Here is a 16,821-nt window from a genome sequence, read left to right as displayed (position 1 = left end):
GACACCTGCGACCGACGGGGGAGAGTCCCGGGGCATGAGAGAGGCCCTGTTCCACAAACGGAGGACGGCTCGAACGCAGAGGTCGCACACAGCGCACACACCTCAGGTGTGTGGCCTGGTGTCTCAGAACCTCAGACGAGCAACGTCCTTCTCCTATCGGCGGCAACAGAACCGCTGAACACGTTAGGAAGGGCGCCGAGGGCTGTCAACGGATTAATGACGCGGGCGGACGGGACGCCGAACGGGCCGGCCCTGCTCGCCCCGGCGCGGGAGCTGCGAGTGTCACTGCCGGACGCGTTCGAGCAGGGTGAACTCGACGCGCGGCTGGTGCGGGGAACCGGGGAACCGGGGAGCCGGGCGGGTGTCGGGAGCGGGGCGGCTCAGCAGGCGTCCCGCATCAGCTCCGCCAGGTCGTGGTCCAGGTTCAGCTGCAGATGCTCCAGGCCGACCGGCACCAGCTCGGCGGTCGCCTCCAGGAACGTCCGCAGCTCGCCCGAGCGGACGTGGACGACGGCGGTGCCCTCGGGGGCGTGGAACTCCAGGACGGTGCGGTCGTAACCGTACGGCCGCACCCGTACGTCGCCCTGGCCCTCGGGCCCCCGGAGCCCGGCGCTCAGCAGCTCGCGGCTGAAGGTCCAGCAGACCTCCACGCCCTCCAGGGTGGCGGGGGCAGGGAAGGTCATACGGACGGCGAACGGGTCACGCCGGTCGTAGTGCAGCGTGGCGGGGATGCTCGGCATCCGTGGCGCGGCGGCGACGAGACGGGCCTCGACGGGCTGATCGATGACGATGGACAACGCCTTGCTCCCTTGTGACGGCGGGAAGGACTTCCGGGGATGAGGCCGGGCAATGGAAGAGACGCCGGAATGGCTCAATCCGTGCACACCTTTATCGAGTGACCTCTGTCACCGTGTTCATTCACGCGAGTGACCCAGCTCATCTCATGGGTCGCGAGGGGCACTTGTGGCGAGTGCGGCAAACCCGCACAGGGCGGACGCGGGCCTCTGGACCGCGCCCCGGCGGTGGGCTAGCTTCGCCCGCCATGAGGCGCTTGGGGATCACGCGACGCACCACACGCACGACACGCTCCACCCGTATGACACGAAGGACACATACGGCACGTACGACAGGTTCGAGCCGGGTGGCCGCGGCGGGGGCGGCCTGCGTGGCGGCAGTGTCCGTCCTGACGGCGGTACCCGCGCAGGCGCAGGCACCGGACAGCCGGGCCTTTCTGAGTCGGACGCCGCACTGGGAGGCCAAGGGCACCGACAGCCCCCAGGTCCGTTTCCGGGGCCTCGCGGCCGTGGGCCGGAGCACCGCGTGGGTCGCCGGGACACAGGGCACCGTGCTGCGTACCACCGACGGCGGGGCGAGCTGGCGGAACGTCTCGCCGCCGGGGGCCGCGGAGCTGCAGTTCCGGGACATCGAGGCGTTCGACGCGCGAAGGGCCGTGGTGCTGGCCATCGGCGAGGGGGAGGCGTCCCGGGTGTACCGGACCGAGGACGGCGGCGCGACCTGGACCGAGTCCTTCCGCAACACCGACGCCAAGGCCTTCTACGACTGCCTCACCTTCTTCGACCGACGCCACGGCCTCGCCATGAGCGACCCGGTGGACGGGAAGTTCCGCATCCTGTCGACCGGTGACGGCGGCCGAACCTGGAAGGTGCTGCCGAACGCCGGGATGCCGGCCGCGCAGGAAGGGGAGGCGGGGTTCGCGGCGAGCGGCCAGTGCCTGGTGTCCTCCGGCCCCCGGGACGTGTGGCTGGCCACCGGCGGGGCCGCACGCGCACGGGTGCTGCACTCCGCCGACCGCGGGCTGACCTGGACGGCGTCCGACACGCCGATCCCGGCGGGCGACCCGGCCCGTGGTGTCTTCGCGCTCGCCTTCCGCGACCGCGTGCACGGTCTCGCCGTCGGCGGCGACTTCAATGCGGACCAGCCCTCCCCGCGGGCCGCGGCCCGCACCGGCGACGGCGGCCGTTCCTGGCGGCCCGCCGCCGAGCCGCCGCCCGCCTACCGCTCCGGCGTCGCCTGGCTCCCGCACAGCCGCACCGCCGCCCTCGCCGTCGGCCCGACCGGCACGGATCTGACCACGGACGGCGGACGTTCCTGGCGGACGGTCGACACGGGCTCGTACGACACCGTCGACTGCGCGCCCGACCTGGGCTGCTGGGCGGCCGGCGAGAAGGGTCGGGTGGCCCGCCTGGAAAACTGAGCGTCGGAGATGTGCCGTGGGGGTCGGAATCCGGGTACCCGTTCACCGGACGTGAGAGGAGTGAGCGAACATGCCCAGTGGTTCCAGCTCCAAGCGGGAACGCCAGTACGAGCACATCAAGGAGAGCGCTCAGGACCGGGGCGAGAGCACCGGGCGCGCCAAGGAGATCGCGGCGCGCACGGTCAACAAGGAACGCGCCCGGTCCGGCGAGTCGAAGACCGCCAGCCGCACCTCGACCCAGGACATGTCGTCCGGCAGGCGCGGCGGCCAGCGGTCGGGCAAGGGCTCCCAGGGTCCCACCTACGACCAGCTCTACCAGGAGGCCAGGCAGCGGGGTGTCAAGGGCCGCTCGGACATGAACAAGAGCCAGCTCAAGCGCGCGCTGGGCGGCAAGAGCTGACCGTGGCGCCCCCGGCGACCCCGACACCCCCACGGTCCGCGGGAACCGTACGCTCGTCACCACCATGACGACCGTACTTATTCCCGCGGGCTGGCCCGCGACCGAGGCCGAGGCCCGCGCGGTCCAGGACGAGCTGCGGGGGCGGGTGGTGCTCGACGAGCCGGGCCCGCCGCCCGGCACCGGCCTGGTGACCGGCGTCGACGTCGCGTACGACGACGCGCGCGACCTGGTGGTGGCCGCGGCCGTCGTCCTGGACGCGGCGAGCCTCACGGTCGTCGCGCAGGCCACGGCCGTCGGCCGGGTGTCCTTCCGGTACGTGCCCGGCCTGCTCGCCTTCCGTGAGATCCCCACGGTCATGGCCGCCCTCGACAGGCTGCCGTGCCCGCCCGGCCTGGTCGTCTGCGACGGCTACGGCCTCGCCCACCCGCGCCGTTTCGGCCTCGCCAGTCACCTCGGCGTCCTGACCGGACTGCCCACGATCGGCGTCGCCAAGAACCCGTTCACCTTCACCTACGACGATCCCGACGCCCGGCGCGGCAGCGCGTCCCCGCTGCTCGCCGGTGGCGGCGAAGCCGACGGTGACAAGGCTGGCGGTGACAACGCGGACGGTGACAAGGCCGGCGGCCGGATCGGCGGCGAGGAGGTCGGCCGCGCCCTCCGTACCCGGGACGCCGTCAAACCGGTCTTCGTCTCCGTCGGCCACCGCGTGAGCCTGGACAACGCCTGCGCCCACACCCTCGCGCTGGCCCCCGAGTACCGTCTGCCGGAGACGACCCGCAGGGCCGACGCGCTGTGCCGCGCGGCGCTCCGGGACGCCACCTCCTGACGGCTGCTTCGTCATCTGAGTACCTGGTCTGAGTATCTGTACGGATGCCGGTCCGCCGTCCCGGTCGGCAGGCTGTGCCGCATGACGACGCACCGAGCTGCCAAGCCCCTGTCCGACCCGACCCGGCCCGTCGAGCGCGCGGTGACGGGCGCGCTGGTCCTCGCCGTGGCGATGGGGCTCGCCTGGATCGGCGGGATGATCTACACCGTGCTCGGGTGGTCGCTGTAGGCCCGGCGGGGGCCTACAGCCCATGACACCCCCTAGGCGGACACCCCCTAGCGGCTCGCCGCCACCCGGAACGTGATCCCCGCCGACCGCAGCCGTTCGAGCAGCGCGTCGCCCATCGCGACCGTCGGGGTGACCTGACCGGCGCTCGGCGGCAGGTCGTCGAAGGCCAGGGAGAGCGCCGCCTCGGCGAAGATCTTCGCCGTCTCGCCGTAGCCGGGGTCCCCGCCCGCGACCTCGGTGAACACGCGCCGTCCGCCGCCCTCACCCACGAAGCGGATCCGGAACCAGCTCTTCGCGCGCTTCTCCGGGCCGGGCCCTTCTCCCGGCTTCACCCGGTCGGACAACCAGCGCCGGGCGGGCGGAAGTTGGGCCGCCGCGAGCAACGACGCCACCGCCACGACCCCGCCCACCGCGACCGGCAGACGCCGGATCGCCGCGTAATGCCGGTAACGGAAGTCGGGCCCGTAGCGCTCCAGCGCCGTCGCGGACCGGCGCACGATCTGCGGGTCGATCGTCGGCAGCGGCAGTGCCCACGCGCCGACCTCCGGTGCGAACCGGGGCGCGCCGGCCGGGGCGGAGGTCCGCCGTCCGACCAGCCGGGGCTCGTGCCGCCGCCGGTCCCGCGCGGCGGCCACCACCTGACGCCCGCGCGCGAACTGGTTGAGCACCGAGGCGAACGTACCGCCCGAGAAGGCCGCGTCCGCGCTCACGAACCCGTCCACCGTCAGGGGCACACCCTCCGGCAACTGCTGGACGGTGAAGTACACGCCCAGGTCGTGGGGCACCGAGTCGAATCCGCACGCGTGCACCAGCCGGGCGCCCGTCTCACGCGCGCGTGCGTCATGGCGGACGTACATCAGGTCCACGAACTCCGGCTCACCCGTGAGGTCGAGATAGTCCGCGCCGGTGTCGGCGCACGCCGCGACGAGATCCTCGCCGTACGTCGCATAGGGGCCCACCGTCGTCGCCACCACGCGGGCGTGCTCGGCGAGCGCGCGCAGTGAGGCCGGGTCGGACACGTCCGCCCGCAGCACCCCGACCTCTGTACCGCCGGGCAGCCGCTCGCGCAGCTCTTGGAGCTTCGCCTCGCTGCGTCCGGCGACGGCCCAGCGCAGCCCCTCGGGCGCGTGTGCGGCGAGGTACTCCGCCGTCAGCGTTCCCACGAACCCGGTGGCCCCGAAGAGGACGATGTCGTACGGACGGTCTGGTGTGTTCGGCCTGCTCATGACATCCCTCGGTCTGGCCTGCGCGGCGTTGTCGGTGGCCGAGGCTAGCGTGAGGAGGGTGCGGTCCGACCGGAAGGCCGCCACACTTGTCTAAGCGCTTGCTCGCCGGGTCTTGTGCCCGGTGCCACGTCCTTCTTAGCATCGCTGGTGTTACAGCAGTGTTGTCACAACCGTGGGGGCTGAATGGCAACGACGCCAGGACCGGGTCCGCTCAGTGGCGTACGCGTGGTCGAGCTGGCCGGCATCGGGCCCGGCCCGTTCGCCGCCATGCTCCTCGCCGACCTGGGCGCCGACGTGGTGTGCGTGGACCGGCCCGAGGGTTCCGGACTCGCGGTCGACCCGGCGTACGACATCACCCACCGCAACAAACGCTCGGTGATCGTGGACCTGAAGGCGGCGGACGGCCCATCCCGCGTCCTGGACCTGGCCGAACACGCCGACATCCTGGTCGAGGGCTACCGTCCCGGAGTCGCCGAACGTCTCGGCGTCGGCCCCGAGGCCTGCCACACCCGCAACCCGAGGCTGGTCTACGGCCGGATGACCGGCTGGGGCCAGGACGGACCCCTGGCCCCGCGTGCCGGCCACGACATCGCGTACATCGCCGTCACCGGCGCCCTCGGCATGATCGGCGCCCCGGACCGGCCCCCGGCCGTCCCCGCCAACCTGCTCGGGGACTTCGCGGGCGGCTCCCTCTACCTCGTCGTCGGCGTCCTCGCCGCCCTCCACCACGCGCGAGCCACCGGCACCGGACAGGTCGTCGACGCCGCCATCGTCGACGGCACCGCCCATCTGTCCGCGATGATCCACGGCATGCTGGCCGCCGGTGGCTGGCAGGACCGGCGGGGCGCCAACCTCCTCGACGGCGGCTGCCCGTACTACGGGACCTACGAGACCGCCGACGGCGGGCACATGGCGGTCGGCGCCCTGGAACCCCAGTTCTACGACCTGTTCCTGCGGCTGCTCGGCCTCACGGACTTCGCGGAGGCCCGCAAGGACCGGACCCGCTGGAGCGAACTGCGCGAGGCGGTCGCGGCCCGGTTCAGATCCCGCACCCGCGACGAGTGGACGGACGTCTTCGAGGGCACCGACGCGTGCGTGGCGCCCGTCCTGTCGCTGCGTGAGGCCCCGCACCATCCGCACCTCGCCGCGCGCGGCACCTTCGTCGACCACGGCGGCATCACCCAGCCCGCACCCGCGCCGCGCTTCTCGGCGACGCCGACCACCGTCCGTACGGACCCCGCGCGGCCGGGCGCCGACACCGCGGAGGTGGCACGCGACTGGGGCGTACCACGTCTCCTGACGGGCCTTGAAGCGAAGGGCATCGAATGAAACGGCAGCTGTTCGCCCCCGAGCACGAGGCGTTCCGTGAGACCGTGCGCGCCTTCCTGGCCAGGGAGGTGCTGCCGCACTACGAGCAGTGGGAGAAGGACGGCATCGTCTCCCGCGACGCCTGGCGGGCGGCCGGCAAGCAGGGCCTGCTGGGACTCGCGGTGGACGAGGAGTACGGAGGCGGCGGCACCGCCGACTTCCGCTACAGCGCCGTCCTCGCCGAGGAGTTCACCCGCGCGGGCACCCCCGGACTCGCCCTCGGCCTGCACAACGACATCATCGGCCCGTACCTGACCTCGCTCGCGACCGAGGAGCAGAAGCGGCGCTGGCTGCCCGGCTTCTGCGACGGCACGCTGATCACCGCCATCGCCATGACCGAACCGGGCGCCGGGTCCGACCTCCAGGGCATCAGGACGCACGCCGCGGACCAGGACGACCACTGGCTGCTCAACGGCACCAAGACGTTCATCTCCAACGGCGTCCTCGCCGACCTGGTGATCGTGGTGGCGAGGACGACACCGGAGGGCGGCGCCCACGGCCTCTCCCTGCTGGTCGTCGAGCGCGGCACGGCGGGTTTCGAGCGCGGCCGCAACCTCGACAAGATAGGCCAGAAGGCCCAGGACACGGCCGAGTTGTTCTTCCACGACGTCCGCGTCCCCAAGGAGAACCTGCTCGGCGAGCGCGACGGCGCCTTCGTCCACCTGATGACGAACCTCGCGCAGGAGCGGCTGAGCATCGCCGTCGCCGCGATCGCCGCCGCCGAGCACCTGCTGGAGATCACGACCCGGTACGTCAAGGAGCGCGAGGCCTTCGGCCGGCCCCTGGCGAGCAAGCAGCACATCCGGTTCGAGGTGGCCGAGATGGCCACCGAGTGCGCCGTCACCCGAGCCTTCCTCGACCGCTGCGTCGCGGACCACTCCGACGGCGCACTCGACGCCGTGCACGCCTCCATGGCCAAGTGGTGGGCGACCGAACTGCAGAAACGGGTCGCCGACCGCTGCCTGCAACTGCACGGCGGCTACGGCTACATGTCGGAGCACCCCGTCGCCCGGGCCTTCACCGACGGCCGCATCCAGACCATCTACGGCGGGACGACCGAGATCATGAAGGAGATCATCGGCCGTTCCCTGCTGGGCTGACCCTCCCCGAAAGGCTGGACCTGTGAGCACCGAAGCGTACGTGTACGACGCGATCCGCACCCCCCGCGGCCGCGGCAAGGCGAACGGCGCCCTGCACGGCACGAAGCCCATCGACCTGGTCGTCGGACTCATCCACGAGATCCGCGACCGCTTCCCGAACCTCGACCCGGCCGCCGTCGACGACATCGTCCTCGGCGTCGTCAGCCCGGTCGGCGACCAGGGCTCCGACATCGCCCGGACCGCGGCCATCGCCGCCGGACTGCCGGACACCGTGGCCGGCGTACAGGAGAACCGCTTCTGTGCCTCGGGTCTGGAGGCCGTCAACATGGCCGCCGCCAAGGTCCGTTCGGGCTGGGAGGACCTCGTCCTCGCGGGCGGCGTCGAGTCGATGTCCCGGGTGCCGATGGCCTCGGACGGCGGCGCCTGGTTCAACGACCCGATGACCAACCTCGCCGTCAACTTCGTGCCGCAGGGCATCGGCGCCGACCTCATCGCCACCATCGAGGGCTTCTCCCGGCGGGACGTCGACGAGTACGCGGCCCTGTCGCAGGAGCGCGCGACCACCGCCTGGAAGGAGGGCCGCTTCGACCGGTCCGTCGTCCCGGTCAAGGACCGCAGCGGCCTCGTCGTCCTCGACCACGACGAGCACCCGCGCCCGGGCACCACCGCGGACTCCCTCGCGAAGCTGAAGCCGTCCTTCGCGGACATCGGCGACCTCGGCGGATTCGACGCCGTCGCCCTCCAGAAGTACCACTGGGTCGAGAAGATCGACCACGTCCACCACGCGGGCAACTCCTCCGGCATCGTCGACGGCGCCTCGCTGGTCGCGATCGGCTCCCAGGAGGTCGGCGAGCGCTACGGCCTGACCCCGCGCGCCCGGATCGTCTCCGCCGCCGTCTCCGGCTCCGAGCCCACCATCATGCTCACCGGCCCCGCCCCCGCCACCCGCAAGGCCCTCGCCAAGGCCGGGCTGACCATCGACGACATCGACCTCGTCGAGATCAACGAGGCCTTCGCGGCCGTGGTGCTGCGCTTCGTCAGGGACATGGGCCTGTCCCTCGACAAGGTCAACGTCAACGGCGGCGCGATCGCCCTCGGGCACCCGCTGGGCGCGACCGGCGCCATGATCCTCGGCTCGCTCGTCGACGAACTGGAGCGCCAGGACAAGCGGTACGGCCTCGCCACCCTCTGCGTCGGCGGCGGCATGGGCATCGCGACCATCGTCGAACGCGTCTGAACCCCAGCGGCTTTCAAGAGACTTCTACGGAGACCCTCGCCATGACACAGAGCACCACCATCCGCTGGGAACAGGACCGCACCGGTGTGGTCACCCTCGTCCTCGACGACCCGAACCAGTCCGCGAACACCATGAACGAGGCGTTCCGTGACTCCCTCGCGGTGGTCACCGACCGCCTGGAAGCCGAGAAGGACACCGTCCGGGGCGTCATCTTCACGTCCGCCAAGAAGACCTTCTTCGCCGGTGGCGACCTGCGCGACCTCATCCGCGTCACGCCCGAGACCGCGCAGGACCTCTTCGACGGCGGCATGGAGATCAAGCGGAACCTGCGCCGCATCGAGACCCTCGGCAAGCCGGTCGTCGCCGCGATGAACGGCGCGGCCCTGGGCGGCGGTTACGAGATCGCCCTCGCCTGCCACCACCGCATCGCCCTGGACGCGCCCGGCGCCAAGTTCGGCTGCCCCGAGGTCACCCTCGGGCTGCTCCCCGGAGGCGGCGGCGTGACCCGTACGGTACGCCTGCTGGGCATCGCCGACGCGTTGCTCAAGGTCCTCCTGCAGGGCACCCAGTACAGCCCGCGGCGCGCCCTGGACAACGGCCTGGTCGACGAAGTGGTCGCCACCCAGGAGGAGTTGCTCGCCAAGGCCCGCGCCTTCATCGACGCCCACCCCGAGTCCCAGCAGCCCTGGGACAGGCCGGGCCACCGGATCCCCGGCGGCACCCCCGCCAACCCCAAGTTCGCCGCGAACCTGCCCGCCTTCCCGGCCACCCTGCGCAAGCAGACGGGCGGCGCCCCCTATCCCGCCCCGCGGGCCATCCTGGCCGCCGCGGTCGAGGGCTCCCAGGTCGACTTCGAGACCGCGCAGGTCATCGAGGGCCGCTACTTCGTCGAGCTGGCCGCGGGCCAGACGTCGAAGAACATGATCCAGGCCTTCTTCTTCGACCTCCAGGCCGTCAACTCCGGCGTCAACCGGCCCAAGGGCGTCGAGCCGCGCCAGGTGCGCAAGGTCGCCGTCCTCGGCGCCGGGATGATGGGCGCCGGGATCGCCTACTCGTGCGCCCGAGCCGGGATCGACGTGGTCCTCAAGGACGTGTCGCTGGAAGCGGCCCTCAAGGGCAAGGCGTACTCCGAGAAGCTGTGCGCCAAGGCCGTCTCCCGTGGCCGTACCGCCCAGGACAAGGCCGACGCGCTGCTGGCCCGTATCACGCCCACGGCCGACCCGCAGGACCTGGCCGGCTGTGACGCCGTCATCGAGGCCGTCTTCGAGGACACCTCGCTCAAGCACAAGGTGTTCCAGGAGATCGAGCACATCGTCGCGCCGGACGCGCTGCTGTGCTCCAACACCTCCACCTTGCCCATCACCGCGCTCGCCGAAGGCGTCGAGCGCCAGGGCGACTTCATCGGACTGCACTTCTTCTCACCGGTCGACAAGATGCCGCTCGTCGAGATCATCAAGGGCGAGCACACCGGCGAGGAGGCCCTGGCGCGCGCCTTCGACCTGGTCCGGCAGATCAGGAAGACACCGATCGTCGTCAACGACTCGCGCGGCTTCTTCACCTCGCGTGTCATCGGGCAGTTCCTCAACGAGGGCGTGGCGATGGTCGGCGAGGGCATCGAGCCCGCGTCGGTGGAACAGGCGGCGGCTCAGGCGGGCTACCCGGCCAAGGTCCTCTCGCTGATGGACGAACTGACGTTCACGCTCCCGCGCAAGATCCGGGGCGAGTCGAGGCGGGCGGTCGAGGAGGCGGGCGGCACCTGGACCGCTCACCCCGCCGAGGCGGTCATCGACCGCATGGTCGACGAGTTCGGGCGCACCGGACGCGGGGGCGGCGCGGGCTTCTACACCTACGGGGAGGACGGCAAGCGGACCGGGCTGTGGCCGGGCCTGCGCGAGCACTTCACCCGCGAGGGCGCCGAGATCCCCTTCGAGGACATGCGGGAACGCATGCTCTTCTCGGAGGCCCTCGACACCGTCAGGCTCCTTGAGGAAGGCGTCCTCACATCCGTCGCCGACGCCAACATCGGCTCCATCTTCGGCATCGGCTTCCCCGGCTGGACCGGCGGCGTCCTCCAGTACATCAACGGCTACGAAGGAGGCCTGCCCGGCTTCGTAGCCCGCGCACGGGAACTCGCCGAGCGCTACGGCGAGCGGTTCACGCCGCCCACGCTGCTGGTGGAGAAGGCGGAGCGGGGGGAGACGTTCCGCGACGGGAGCTGAACGTCTGGGCGGGGGTGGGTGCGGGCGGGGGCGCCGCCCCCGTGCCTGCACCCGCACCCGCACCGCCCCTCAGGCGGACCGGCCCCCCGATGACCCGGCCGCGTCGGGTGCCCCGTCCGTAGGCGCGTCGGTGAGCAACTCGCGCAGTTCCTCCGTCAGCGACCGCTGAAAGGTGGTCAGGAGGGCCTGCACCACCAGGGGGCGCATGTGCTCGGACAGCGACCTCACCTCCCGCGCCGCTCGCTGGGACACCTCGTCGCGAAAGAGCCGCGCCAGCTCGTGGGCCGCCGCGCGCGAGTGCTCCATGAGGACCTCGCGCGCGGCGCGGATCGCCTCCTGCGACAGCGGTACGTCGAGCAGCTGCGCGCCGATCCGGAGCAGGCCGAGGTCGGCGCGGTACCGGCCGGCGTACGGTTCGATCACGTTCATCGCGACGAGCCGCTCCACGTCCTCGTCGCCGAGCTTCCGGCCCGCCCGCCGCTCCAGTTCCGCGCGCGTGAGGGTCTCCGCCGCGTCCGGCGCCCATGAGGCCACCACGGCCCGGTGGATGGCGAGGTCGTGCGCGCTCAGCCCGGGCGGCAGCTGCCGCAGGTAGCGCTCGATGGCCGCCAGCGTCATGCCTTGCTGCTGCAACTCCTCGATGAGCGCGAGACGTGCCAGATGCTCCCGGCCGTAGTGGCCGACCCGCCGTGGACCGATCGACGGCGGCGGCAGCAGACCTCTGGTGCCGTAGAAGCGGACCGTGCGGACCGTGACACCCGCCCGCGCGGCCAGCTCGTCGATCGTGAGAGTCGGCTCCTCGGCCTCGGTCGTCATGTGCAGCAGTATCGCTGTCTCACCAACGGTGTGAAACCTCTTCCGCCCCCGATGTGTGACGTGCGCCATCGCGTGCGGTGTGGTTTGCGGGGAAGGCGCCCCCTCGGTCCGTGTCGCCGCCCAGGGCACGGGCCAAGGCATGTCCGGACACCCGAGCGAGGCCCGCAGGGGCGCACCAGAGAGTGGATTCACCGTGAGCAAGGACGCCGCGCAATCGGCACAGACCGCCTCCCGCACCGACGTGGCCCAAGCGCCCGCGGACGCGGGCGACGCCGGCTACAGCAAGGACCTCAAGCCCCGCCACGTCAACATGATCGCCATCGGCGGCGCGATCGGCACCGGCCTCTTCCTGGGCGCCGGCGGCCGTCTGCACGACGCCGGCCCGGCGCTCGCGCTGGCCTACCTGGTCTGCGGGATCTTCGCCTTCTTCGTGGTCAGGGCGCTCGGGGAACTGGTCCTCTACCGCCCCTCCTCCGGCTCGTTCGTGTCGTACGCGCGCGAGTTCCTCGGTGAGAAGGGCGCGTACGTCGCCGGCTGGATGTACTTCCTGAACTGGTCGACGACCGGTATCGCCGACATCACCGCGATCGCGCTCTACACGCACTACTGGAGCCTGTTCACCGACATCCCGCAGTGGGTGCTCGCACTGATCGCCCTCGCGGTGGTGCTGGTGGTGAACCTGATCTCGGTGAAGATCTTCGGCGAGATGGAGTTCTGGTTCGCGATCATCAAGGTCGCCACCCTCGTCGGCTTCATGCTGATCGGCATCTTCCTGCTGGCCACCCAGCACGAGGTGGGCGGACGGACGCCCGGCGTCGGCGTGATCACCGACAACGGCGGCGTGTTCCCGCACGGCATGATGCCCGTCGTCCTCGTGATGCAGGGCGTGATCTTCGCGTACGCCGCCCTGGAACTGGTCGGCGTCGCCGCCGGCGAGACCGCCGAGCCGGAGAAGGTCGTCCCGCGCGCGGTGAACTCGATCATGTGGCGCGTCGGCCTCTTCTACGTCGGTTCCGTGGTCCTCCTGGCCCTCCTCCTGCCCGGCTCGCTCTACTCGGCCGACCAGAGCCCCTTCGTCACCGTGCTGTCCAAGATCGGCGTCCCGGCCGCGGGCGACGTGATGAACCTGGTGGTCCTCACCGCCGCGATGTCGTCCCTCAACTCCGGCCTGTACTCCACGGGCCGCATCCTGCGCTCCATGGCCATGGCGGGCTCGGCGCCGAAGTTCACCGCCCGGATGAACCGCAGCCAGGTGCCGTACGGCGGCATCCTGCTGACCTGCGCGGTGTGCGTGCTCGGCGTCGGCCTGAACTACCTCATGCCGAGCCAGGCCTTCGAGATCGTGCTGAACGTCGCCTCGCTCGGCATCATCAGCACCTGGGTCATCATCATGATCTGCCACCTGGTCTTCGTCCGCCGCGCGCGTGCGGGCCTGGTGACCCGCCCCTTCTTCCGTCTCCCGTTCAGCCCGGTCACGGAGATCACCACGATCGCCTTCCTCCTGGCCTGCCTGGCGATGATGTGGAACGACCCCGAGGTCGGCCGCAAGACCCTCTTCCTCGTCCCCGTGATCGCCCTCCTGCTGATCGGCGGCTGGTTCGGCGTCCGTCGCCGGGTGTCGGAGACAGCGGACCGGGAACTGTCGGACTTCGCGAAGTAGCGGGCCCGCCAAGGAGCCGGTGGACAAGGAGCCGATGGCCAAGGAGCCCGTCGCCGAGCGGCCATAAGGAGACACCAGGTGGGTATGCTCTCTTAGAGTGACCGCTCGAGTTCGCAGTGTGATAGCGCGAGGTCGACGGTACGTCCCAGAACTGACGGAGGCGATCATGGCCACCAGTTATTGGTTCAACGTCCTGGACTACGGTGCGACCGCCAACGGCGTCACCGACGACACCAGCGCCATCCAGACCGCGATCAACGCGGTGCCCGCCTCCGGCGGAACGGTCGTCTTCCCGGCGGGCACCTACAAGATCTCCTCCGCGTTGGTGGCCCGCTCCAACCTGATCCTTCAAGGTGTCAGCGACGGCTCGTCGGTGCTCGCGCAGAGCAGCACCACCGCCCATGGCCTGAGCGGCTCGGACATCACGAGGCTGACCGTTCAGGACCTCACGCTCCAGGGGCCGGGAAGCGGCAGCGGCAAAGGGATCGTGCTGACGCGATCGGCGAACCCCGCGACCGTCTCCCTGGCGTTCTCGCGGGTGACCGTCAAGTTCTTCGGCAACACCGGAATCGACCTGTCCAACCCGATCGTGTCCACGTTCACCGGCGTGACCTCGGCCAACAACGGGAACCACGGCTGGGACATCCACGGTGTCTCCGGAGGTGCGGCAGGCACCAGTTGCTCGTTCGTCTCCTGCTACGCCGACATCATCACGAACGCAGGCTTCCGTCTCGACACGATGGCCTACTGCTCCTTCGTCGGCTGCGCCGCGGACCACTGCGGCATCGGCTACGAGGTGACCGGCATCGGAAGCCAGGCGATCAGCTTCACCGGATGCGGCGCCGAATCCGCGGTCAACCGCGGCACCGGATACGACGGCTACAGCTGGAAGATCAACGCAGCGATCGGCGTGGGCCTGTTCAACCCCTTCACCTACAACAGCCCCAACGTCAGCATCTGGGTCACCGGCGGCGCCCGAGGGGTCAGCATCCTCGGATTCGCCGAGAACACACCCACCGGCGCGGCGGTCAACTCCATCAAGGTCGACTCCGGCTGCTCGGCCACCCTCGGCGACTTCAGCAACGTGGAACCCCTGTCGCTGGCGGGCAACACCAACATCATCAACGACACCGCCGGCGGCACGGTCGCCACCGGGTTCGTCTACGGCGCGGACTCCGCCTTCTACGAGGGCAGCGTCTCCTCCGGCACCGCGCCGACCTCTGCCGAGCATCTGACCCGCAAGGACTACGTCGACGCCAAGGTCAACCCCGCCCCCGTCACACTCACCGACGCCCCCACCATCGCCACCAACGCGGCACTCGGCAACCTCTTCCGCGTCACCCTCCAGGGCAACCGGACTCTGGGCACGCCCACCAACCCCACCAACGGCCAGCGCGTCACCTGGGAACTCATCCAGGACGCCACCGGAAACCGCACCCTCGCCCTCAGTTCAATCTTCGTCCGGGGCACCACCATCCCGACGGTCACGCTCACCACGACGGCCGGGAAACGGGACTTCCTCACCGCGATCTACAACGCCACCACGAACAAGTGGTACGTGATCGACTTCGTCAAGGGCTTCTGACCAGCAAGGACGTGGGCCGGCCGCAACATCCACTTGCCGGGCGGTCTTCGCCGGGGGCATGCTCGAGGTAGGTCGACTGTAGGGCACGACCGTCGTACAGCGGCAAGTGAACCAAGCCGGACGGGCCGGTTCGGGCCCCCGAGCGGCGGTGTCGCGGCGCTTGGACGAGGACAGCCTCCTCAACGACGTCAAGAGCTCGCCTGCCGCCTTTCGCCTGTGCGCCCCGACGTCCAGCAGGAGCAGGTACCCGCTCCCGTGGGCGTCGCGAGGGACTCGTCCTGGCCGATGGGCGTTGCGGGATGTTCAAGGTGTCACCGAGGAGCCGTCCGACTGGGGGACACACCCGGCGCAAAGCCTGGGCGCACGCGTTCGTGCACCATCACAGGGAATTGACCCCCGACGGGCAGACCCTGCCCGGGCACGTACCGGACCTTCGCCACCACCGACCCGTACGGATCATCGTGCTGGTGCCCGCGCACAACGAGGAAGACCTCATCGCCGAGACCCTCCAGTCACTCGCGGCCCAGACCAGGCCGGCGGACGAGGTCATCGTGGTCGCCGACCGATGCACCGACCGCACCGCTCAGATCAGCGCGGCCCACGGCGCGAGGGTCATCGAGTCCGTCGGGAACACGCAGGCCAAGGCAGGCGCCCTCAACCAGGTCATGGTCCAGCTATTGCCGCGGCTGTCCGACGACGACGCGGTCCTCGTCATGGACTCCGACACCTCGTTGACCCCCGAGTTCATCGCCCGGGCGACTCGCCGCCTGCATGAAGAGGAGCCCGATGCCGCGCCGGTCGGCGGTGTGGGCGCCATCTTCTTCGGCTACCCCCTGCGCGGGCTGGTCTGCCACGTCCAGGACAACGAGTACGTGCGCTATGCACGTGAACTCCACCGTCGCCACAGCAGAGCCGACGTCCTGACCGGCACTGCCTCCCTGTATCCGGTCAAGGCCCTGCGTCATGTCCGCCGGGCGCGCGCGTCCGGCGAACTGCCCAGAGGCGAGGACGTCTACGACGTGGAGTCGCTGACCGAGGACAACGAACTGACCCTGGCGCTCAAGCACCTGGGATACCGCTGTGTGTCCCCCTGCGCCTGCATCGTGGGCACCGAAGTCATGCCCACCTGGTCCCGGCTCTACTACCAGCGGCTGCGGTGGCAACGCGGCGCCCTGGAGAACCTCAAGGCCTACGGCTTCACTCGTGTCCTGCTGCCCTACACCTGCCGGCAGGTGCTCACCTACATGAGCGTGGCCTTCGTCCCCTTCTTCCTCACCGTCCTGCTGTACACCACCCTGACCAAGGGTTTCCCCGGCGTGCCGTTGTTCTGGTTGGCAATCACCGGCATCGCGGCCTTCGAACGTGTCTGGGCGGTCAAGGGCGGTGGCTGGAAGGCCTTGCTGCTCGCCGCCGCGATCGTGCCGGAGGTCCTTTTCGACCAGTTCCTCAACTTCGTCTACGCGAAAGCACTCGTCGACGTCCTGAGCGGCTCCGCCGCGACATGGGAACAAGCACGCACCCGTCACAGACGAAGACAGGAATTGCTGATCACCACGCTCGGTCTCGTCCTTCTGCTCGCCGGTGTCGTGGGCCTGGCATTCGCCTGTATCGCGCTCGGTATCGCGTGGACCGTGATCGCGATTTTCGTCGTGACCGGAGTCGCCGCAGCCGTCATCCGCCTCAGCCGTCTCCACCCCCTCGGTCTTCTGCTGGCCCTGCCCAGCGGCGAATCGAAGCACCACGAGATCCCTCCCTGGCATCAGCCGGAGAGGATGGCGCACTCGGCGTGAGTAGCCGAGGCGCTGGTGGGAGGGCCGTCCCCGGCGCACAGCAGGAAACCCTGTGAGCCCTGGCCCGTCCACGGCCAGGGCTGTCACACGCGTGCCATTCGGCCGTCTTGAGTCCCGTCCGTGTAGCACTTTGCGCACCCCAGGCACGTGA

General features: G+C 70.5%; 14 protein-coding genes. 11 read left to right on the top strand and 3 right to left on the bottom strand.

Going from position 1 to position 16,821, the window contains the following annotated elements; all coding sequences use genetic code 11:
- Nucleotides 1-380 precede the first annotated feature (380 nt).
- Nucleotides 381-797 (bottom strand): SsgA family sporulation/cell division regulator, encoded by a 417-nt coding sequence (locus ACFYRY_RS06040; RefSeq protein ID WP_389140502.1) that lies wholly within the window; start codon nucleotides 795-797, stop codon nucleotides 381-383.
- Nucleotides 798-1,096: 299 nt separating this feature from the next.
- Between ACFYRY_RS06040 and ACFYRY_RS06035 the strand changes: the two genes are divergently transcribed.
- The 4 genes from ACFYRY_RS06035 to mmpA all read left to right on the top strand — a co-directional run bounded on the left by ACFYRY_RS06035 (nucleotide 1,097) and on the right by mmpA (nucleotide 3,669).
- Nucleotides 1,097-2,215: a WD40/YVTN/BNR-like repeat-containing protein gene (locus ACFYRY_RS06035; RefSeq protein WP_389140500.1), complete on the top strand. Its 1,119-nt coding sequence runs from the start codon at nucleotides 1,097-1,099 to the stop codon at nucleotides 2,213-2,215.
- Nucleotides 2,216-2,285: 70 nt separating this feature from the next.
- Complete coding sequence (locus ACFYRY_RS06030) at nucleotides 2,286-2,615, top strand: plasmid stabilization protein (RefSeq protein WP_389140498.1); 330 nt, start codon at nucleotides 2,286-2,288, stop codon at nucleotides 2,613-2,615.
- A 64-nt stretch (nucleotides 2,616-2,679) separates the two neighbouring features.
- On the top strand, nucleotides 2,680-3,441 hold the full coding sequence (locus tag ACFYRY_RS06025) for an endonuclease V (RefSeq protein WP_389140496.1): 762 nt from the start codon (nucleotides 2,680-2,682) through the stop codon (nucleotides 3,439-3,441).
- Between the two features lie 81 nt (nucleotides 3,442-3,522).
- The gene (gene mmpA, locus ACFYRY_RS06020) at nucleotides 3,523-3,669 is read left to right on the top strand and encodes a morphogenic membrane protein MmpA (RefSeq protein ID WP_389140494.1); all 147 of its coding nucleotides are present in this window, start codon (nucleotides 3,523-3,525) and stop codon (nucleotides 3,667-3,669) included.
- A gap of 47 nt (nucleotides 3,670-3,716) precedes the next feature.
- Here mmpA and ACFYRY_RS06015 read toward each other — a convergent pair whose 3' ends face one another.
- Entirely contained in the window at nucleotides 3,717-4,895 is a 1,179-nt protein-coding gene (locus ACFYRY_RS06015) for a saccharopine dehydrogenase family protein (protein ID WP_389140492.1), read from the bottom strand.
- Nucleotides 4,896-5,078: 183 nt separating this feature from the next.
- Here ACFYRY_RS06015 and ACFYRY_RS06010 point away from each other — a divergent pair, with 183 nt between their 5' ends.
- Genes ACFYRY_RS06010 through ACFYRY_RS05995 form a run of 4 tightly spaced genes read left to right on the top strand, consistent with a single transcriptional unit; the run spans nucleotide 5,079 to nucleotide 10,819 of the window.
- A complete protein-coding gene (locus ACFYRY_RS06010) occupies nucleotides 5,079-6,224 on the top strand; it encodes a CaiB/BaiF CoA transferase family protein (protein WP_389140490.1) in 1,146 nt (381 codons plus the stop codon).
- Nucleotides 6,221-7,363: an acyl-CoA dehydrogenase family protein gene (locus tag ACFYRY_RS06005; RefSeq protein WP_389140488.1), complete on the top strand. Its 1,143-nt coding sequence runs from the start codon at nucleotides 6,221-6,223 to the stop codon at nucleotides 7,361-7,363. Before ACFYRY_RS06010 ends, ACFYRY_RS06005 begins: the two co-directional genes overlap by 4 nt.
- A 22-nt stretch (nucleotides 7,364-7,385) precedes the next feature.
- Nucleotides 7,386-8,600, top strand: a complete 1,215-nt coding sequence (locus ACFYRY_RS06000) for an acetyl-CoA C-acetyltransferase (RefSeq protein ID WP_389140486.1) — start codon at nucleotides 7,386-7,388, stop codon at nucleotides 8,598-8,600.
- A 41-nt stretch (nucleotides 8,601-8,641) separates the two neighbouring features.
- Nucleotides 8,642-10,819, top strand: a complete 2,178-nt coding sequence (locus ACFYRY_RS05995) for a 3-hydroxyacyl-CoA dehydrogenase NAD-binding domain-containing protein (protein ID WP_389140484.1) — start codon at nucleotides 8,642-8,644, stop codon at nucleotides 10,817-10,819.
- 69 nt (nucleotides 10,820-10,888) lie between these two features.
- Here ACFYRY_RS05995 and ACFYRY_RS05990 read toward each other — a convergent pair whose 3' ends face one another.
- Nucleotides 10,889-11,635, bottom strand: coding sequence for a MerR family transcriptional regulator (locus tag ACFYRY_RS05990; protein WP_389140482.1), 747 nt, complete (start codon nucleotides 11,633-11,635; stop codon nucleotides 10,889-10,891).
- Between the two features lie 193 nt (nucleotides 11,636-11,828).
- Between ACFYRY_RS05990 and ACFYRY_RS05985 the strand changes: the two genes are divergently transcribed.
- The 3 genes from ACFYRY_RS05985 (at nucleotide 11,829) to ACFYRY_RS05975 (ending at nucleotide 16,670) form a co-directional block, all read left to right on the top strand.
- Nucleotides 11,829-13,295 carry an amino acid permease gene (locus ACFYRY_RS05985; RefSeq protein WP_389140480.1) on the top strand — a complete coding sequence of 489 codons (1,467 nt, stop codon included), beginning with the start codon at nucleotides 11,829-11,831 and terminating at the stop codon, nucleotides 13,293-13,295.
- Between the two features lie 166 nt (nucleotides 13,296-13,461).
- A complete protein-coding gene (locus ACFYRY_RS05980; protein WP_389140478.1) occupies nucleotides 13,462-14,880 on the top strand; it encodes a glycosyl hydrolase family 28-related protein in 1,419 nt (472 codons plus the stop codon).
- A gap of 389 nt (nucleotides 14,881-15,269) precedes the next feature.
- A complete protein-coding gene (locus ACFYRY_RS05975; RefSeq protein ID WP_389140476.1) occupies nucleotides 15,270-16,670 on the top strand; it encodes a glycosyltransferase in 1,401 nt (466 codons plus the stop codon).
- The last annotated feature ends 151 nt before the right edge of the window (nucleotides 16,671-16,821 follow it).

The sequence above is a fragment of the Streptomyces sp. NPDC005263 genome (genome assembly GCF_042872365.1).
GTDB lineage: Bacteria > Actinomycetota > Actinomycetes > Streptomycetales > Streptomycetaceae > Streptomyces.
This window is presented reverse-complemented; position numbering and strand designations above follow the sequence as displayed.

Coding starts and splice junctions, on each gene's coding strand:
- ACFYRY_RS06035 (WP_389140500.1), top strand. CDS start 1,097: ATGACACGAAGGACACATACGGCACGTACGACAGGTTCGAGCCGGGTG.
- ACFYRY_RS06030 (WP_389140498.1), top strand. CDS start 2,286: ATGCCCAGTGGTTCCAGCTCCAAGCGGGAACGCCAGTACGAGCACATC.
- ACFYRY_RS06025 (WP_389140496.1), top strand. CDS start 2,680: ATGACGACCGTACTTATTCCCGCGGGCTGGCCCGCGACCGAGGCCGAG.
- mmpA (WP_389140494.1), top strand. CDS start 3,523: ATGACGACGCACCGAGCTGCCAAGCCCCTGTCCGACCCGACCCGGCCC.
- ACFYRY_RS06015 (WP_389140492.1), bottom strand. CDS start 4,895: ATGAGCAGGCCGAACACACCAGACCGTCCGTACGACATCGTCCTCTTC.
- ACFYRY_RS06010 (WP_389140490.1), top strand. CDS start 5,079: ATGGCAACGACGCCAGGACCGGGTCCGCTCAGTGGCGTACGCGTGGTC.
- ACFYRY_RS06005 (WP_389140488.1), top strand. CDS start 6,221: ATGAAACGGCAGCTGTTCGCCCCCGAGCACGAGGCGTTCCGTGAGACC.
- ACFYRY_RS05995 (WP_389140484.1), top strand. CDS start 8,642: ATGACACAGAGCACCACCATCCGCTGGGAACAGGACCGCACCGGTGTG.
- ACFYRY_RS05990 (WP_389140482.1), bottom strand. CDS start 11,635: ATGACGACCGAGGCCGAGGAGCCGACTCTCACGATCGACGAGCTGGCC.
- ACFYRY_RS05980 (WP_389140478.1), top strand. CDS start 13,462: ATGGCCACCAGTTATTGGTTCAACGTCCTGGACTACGGTGCGACCGCC.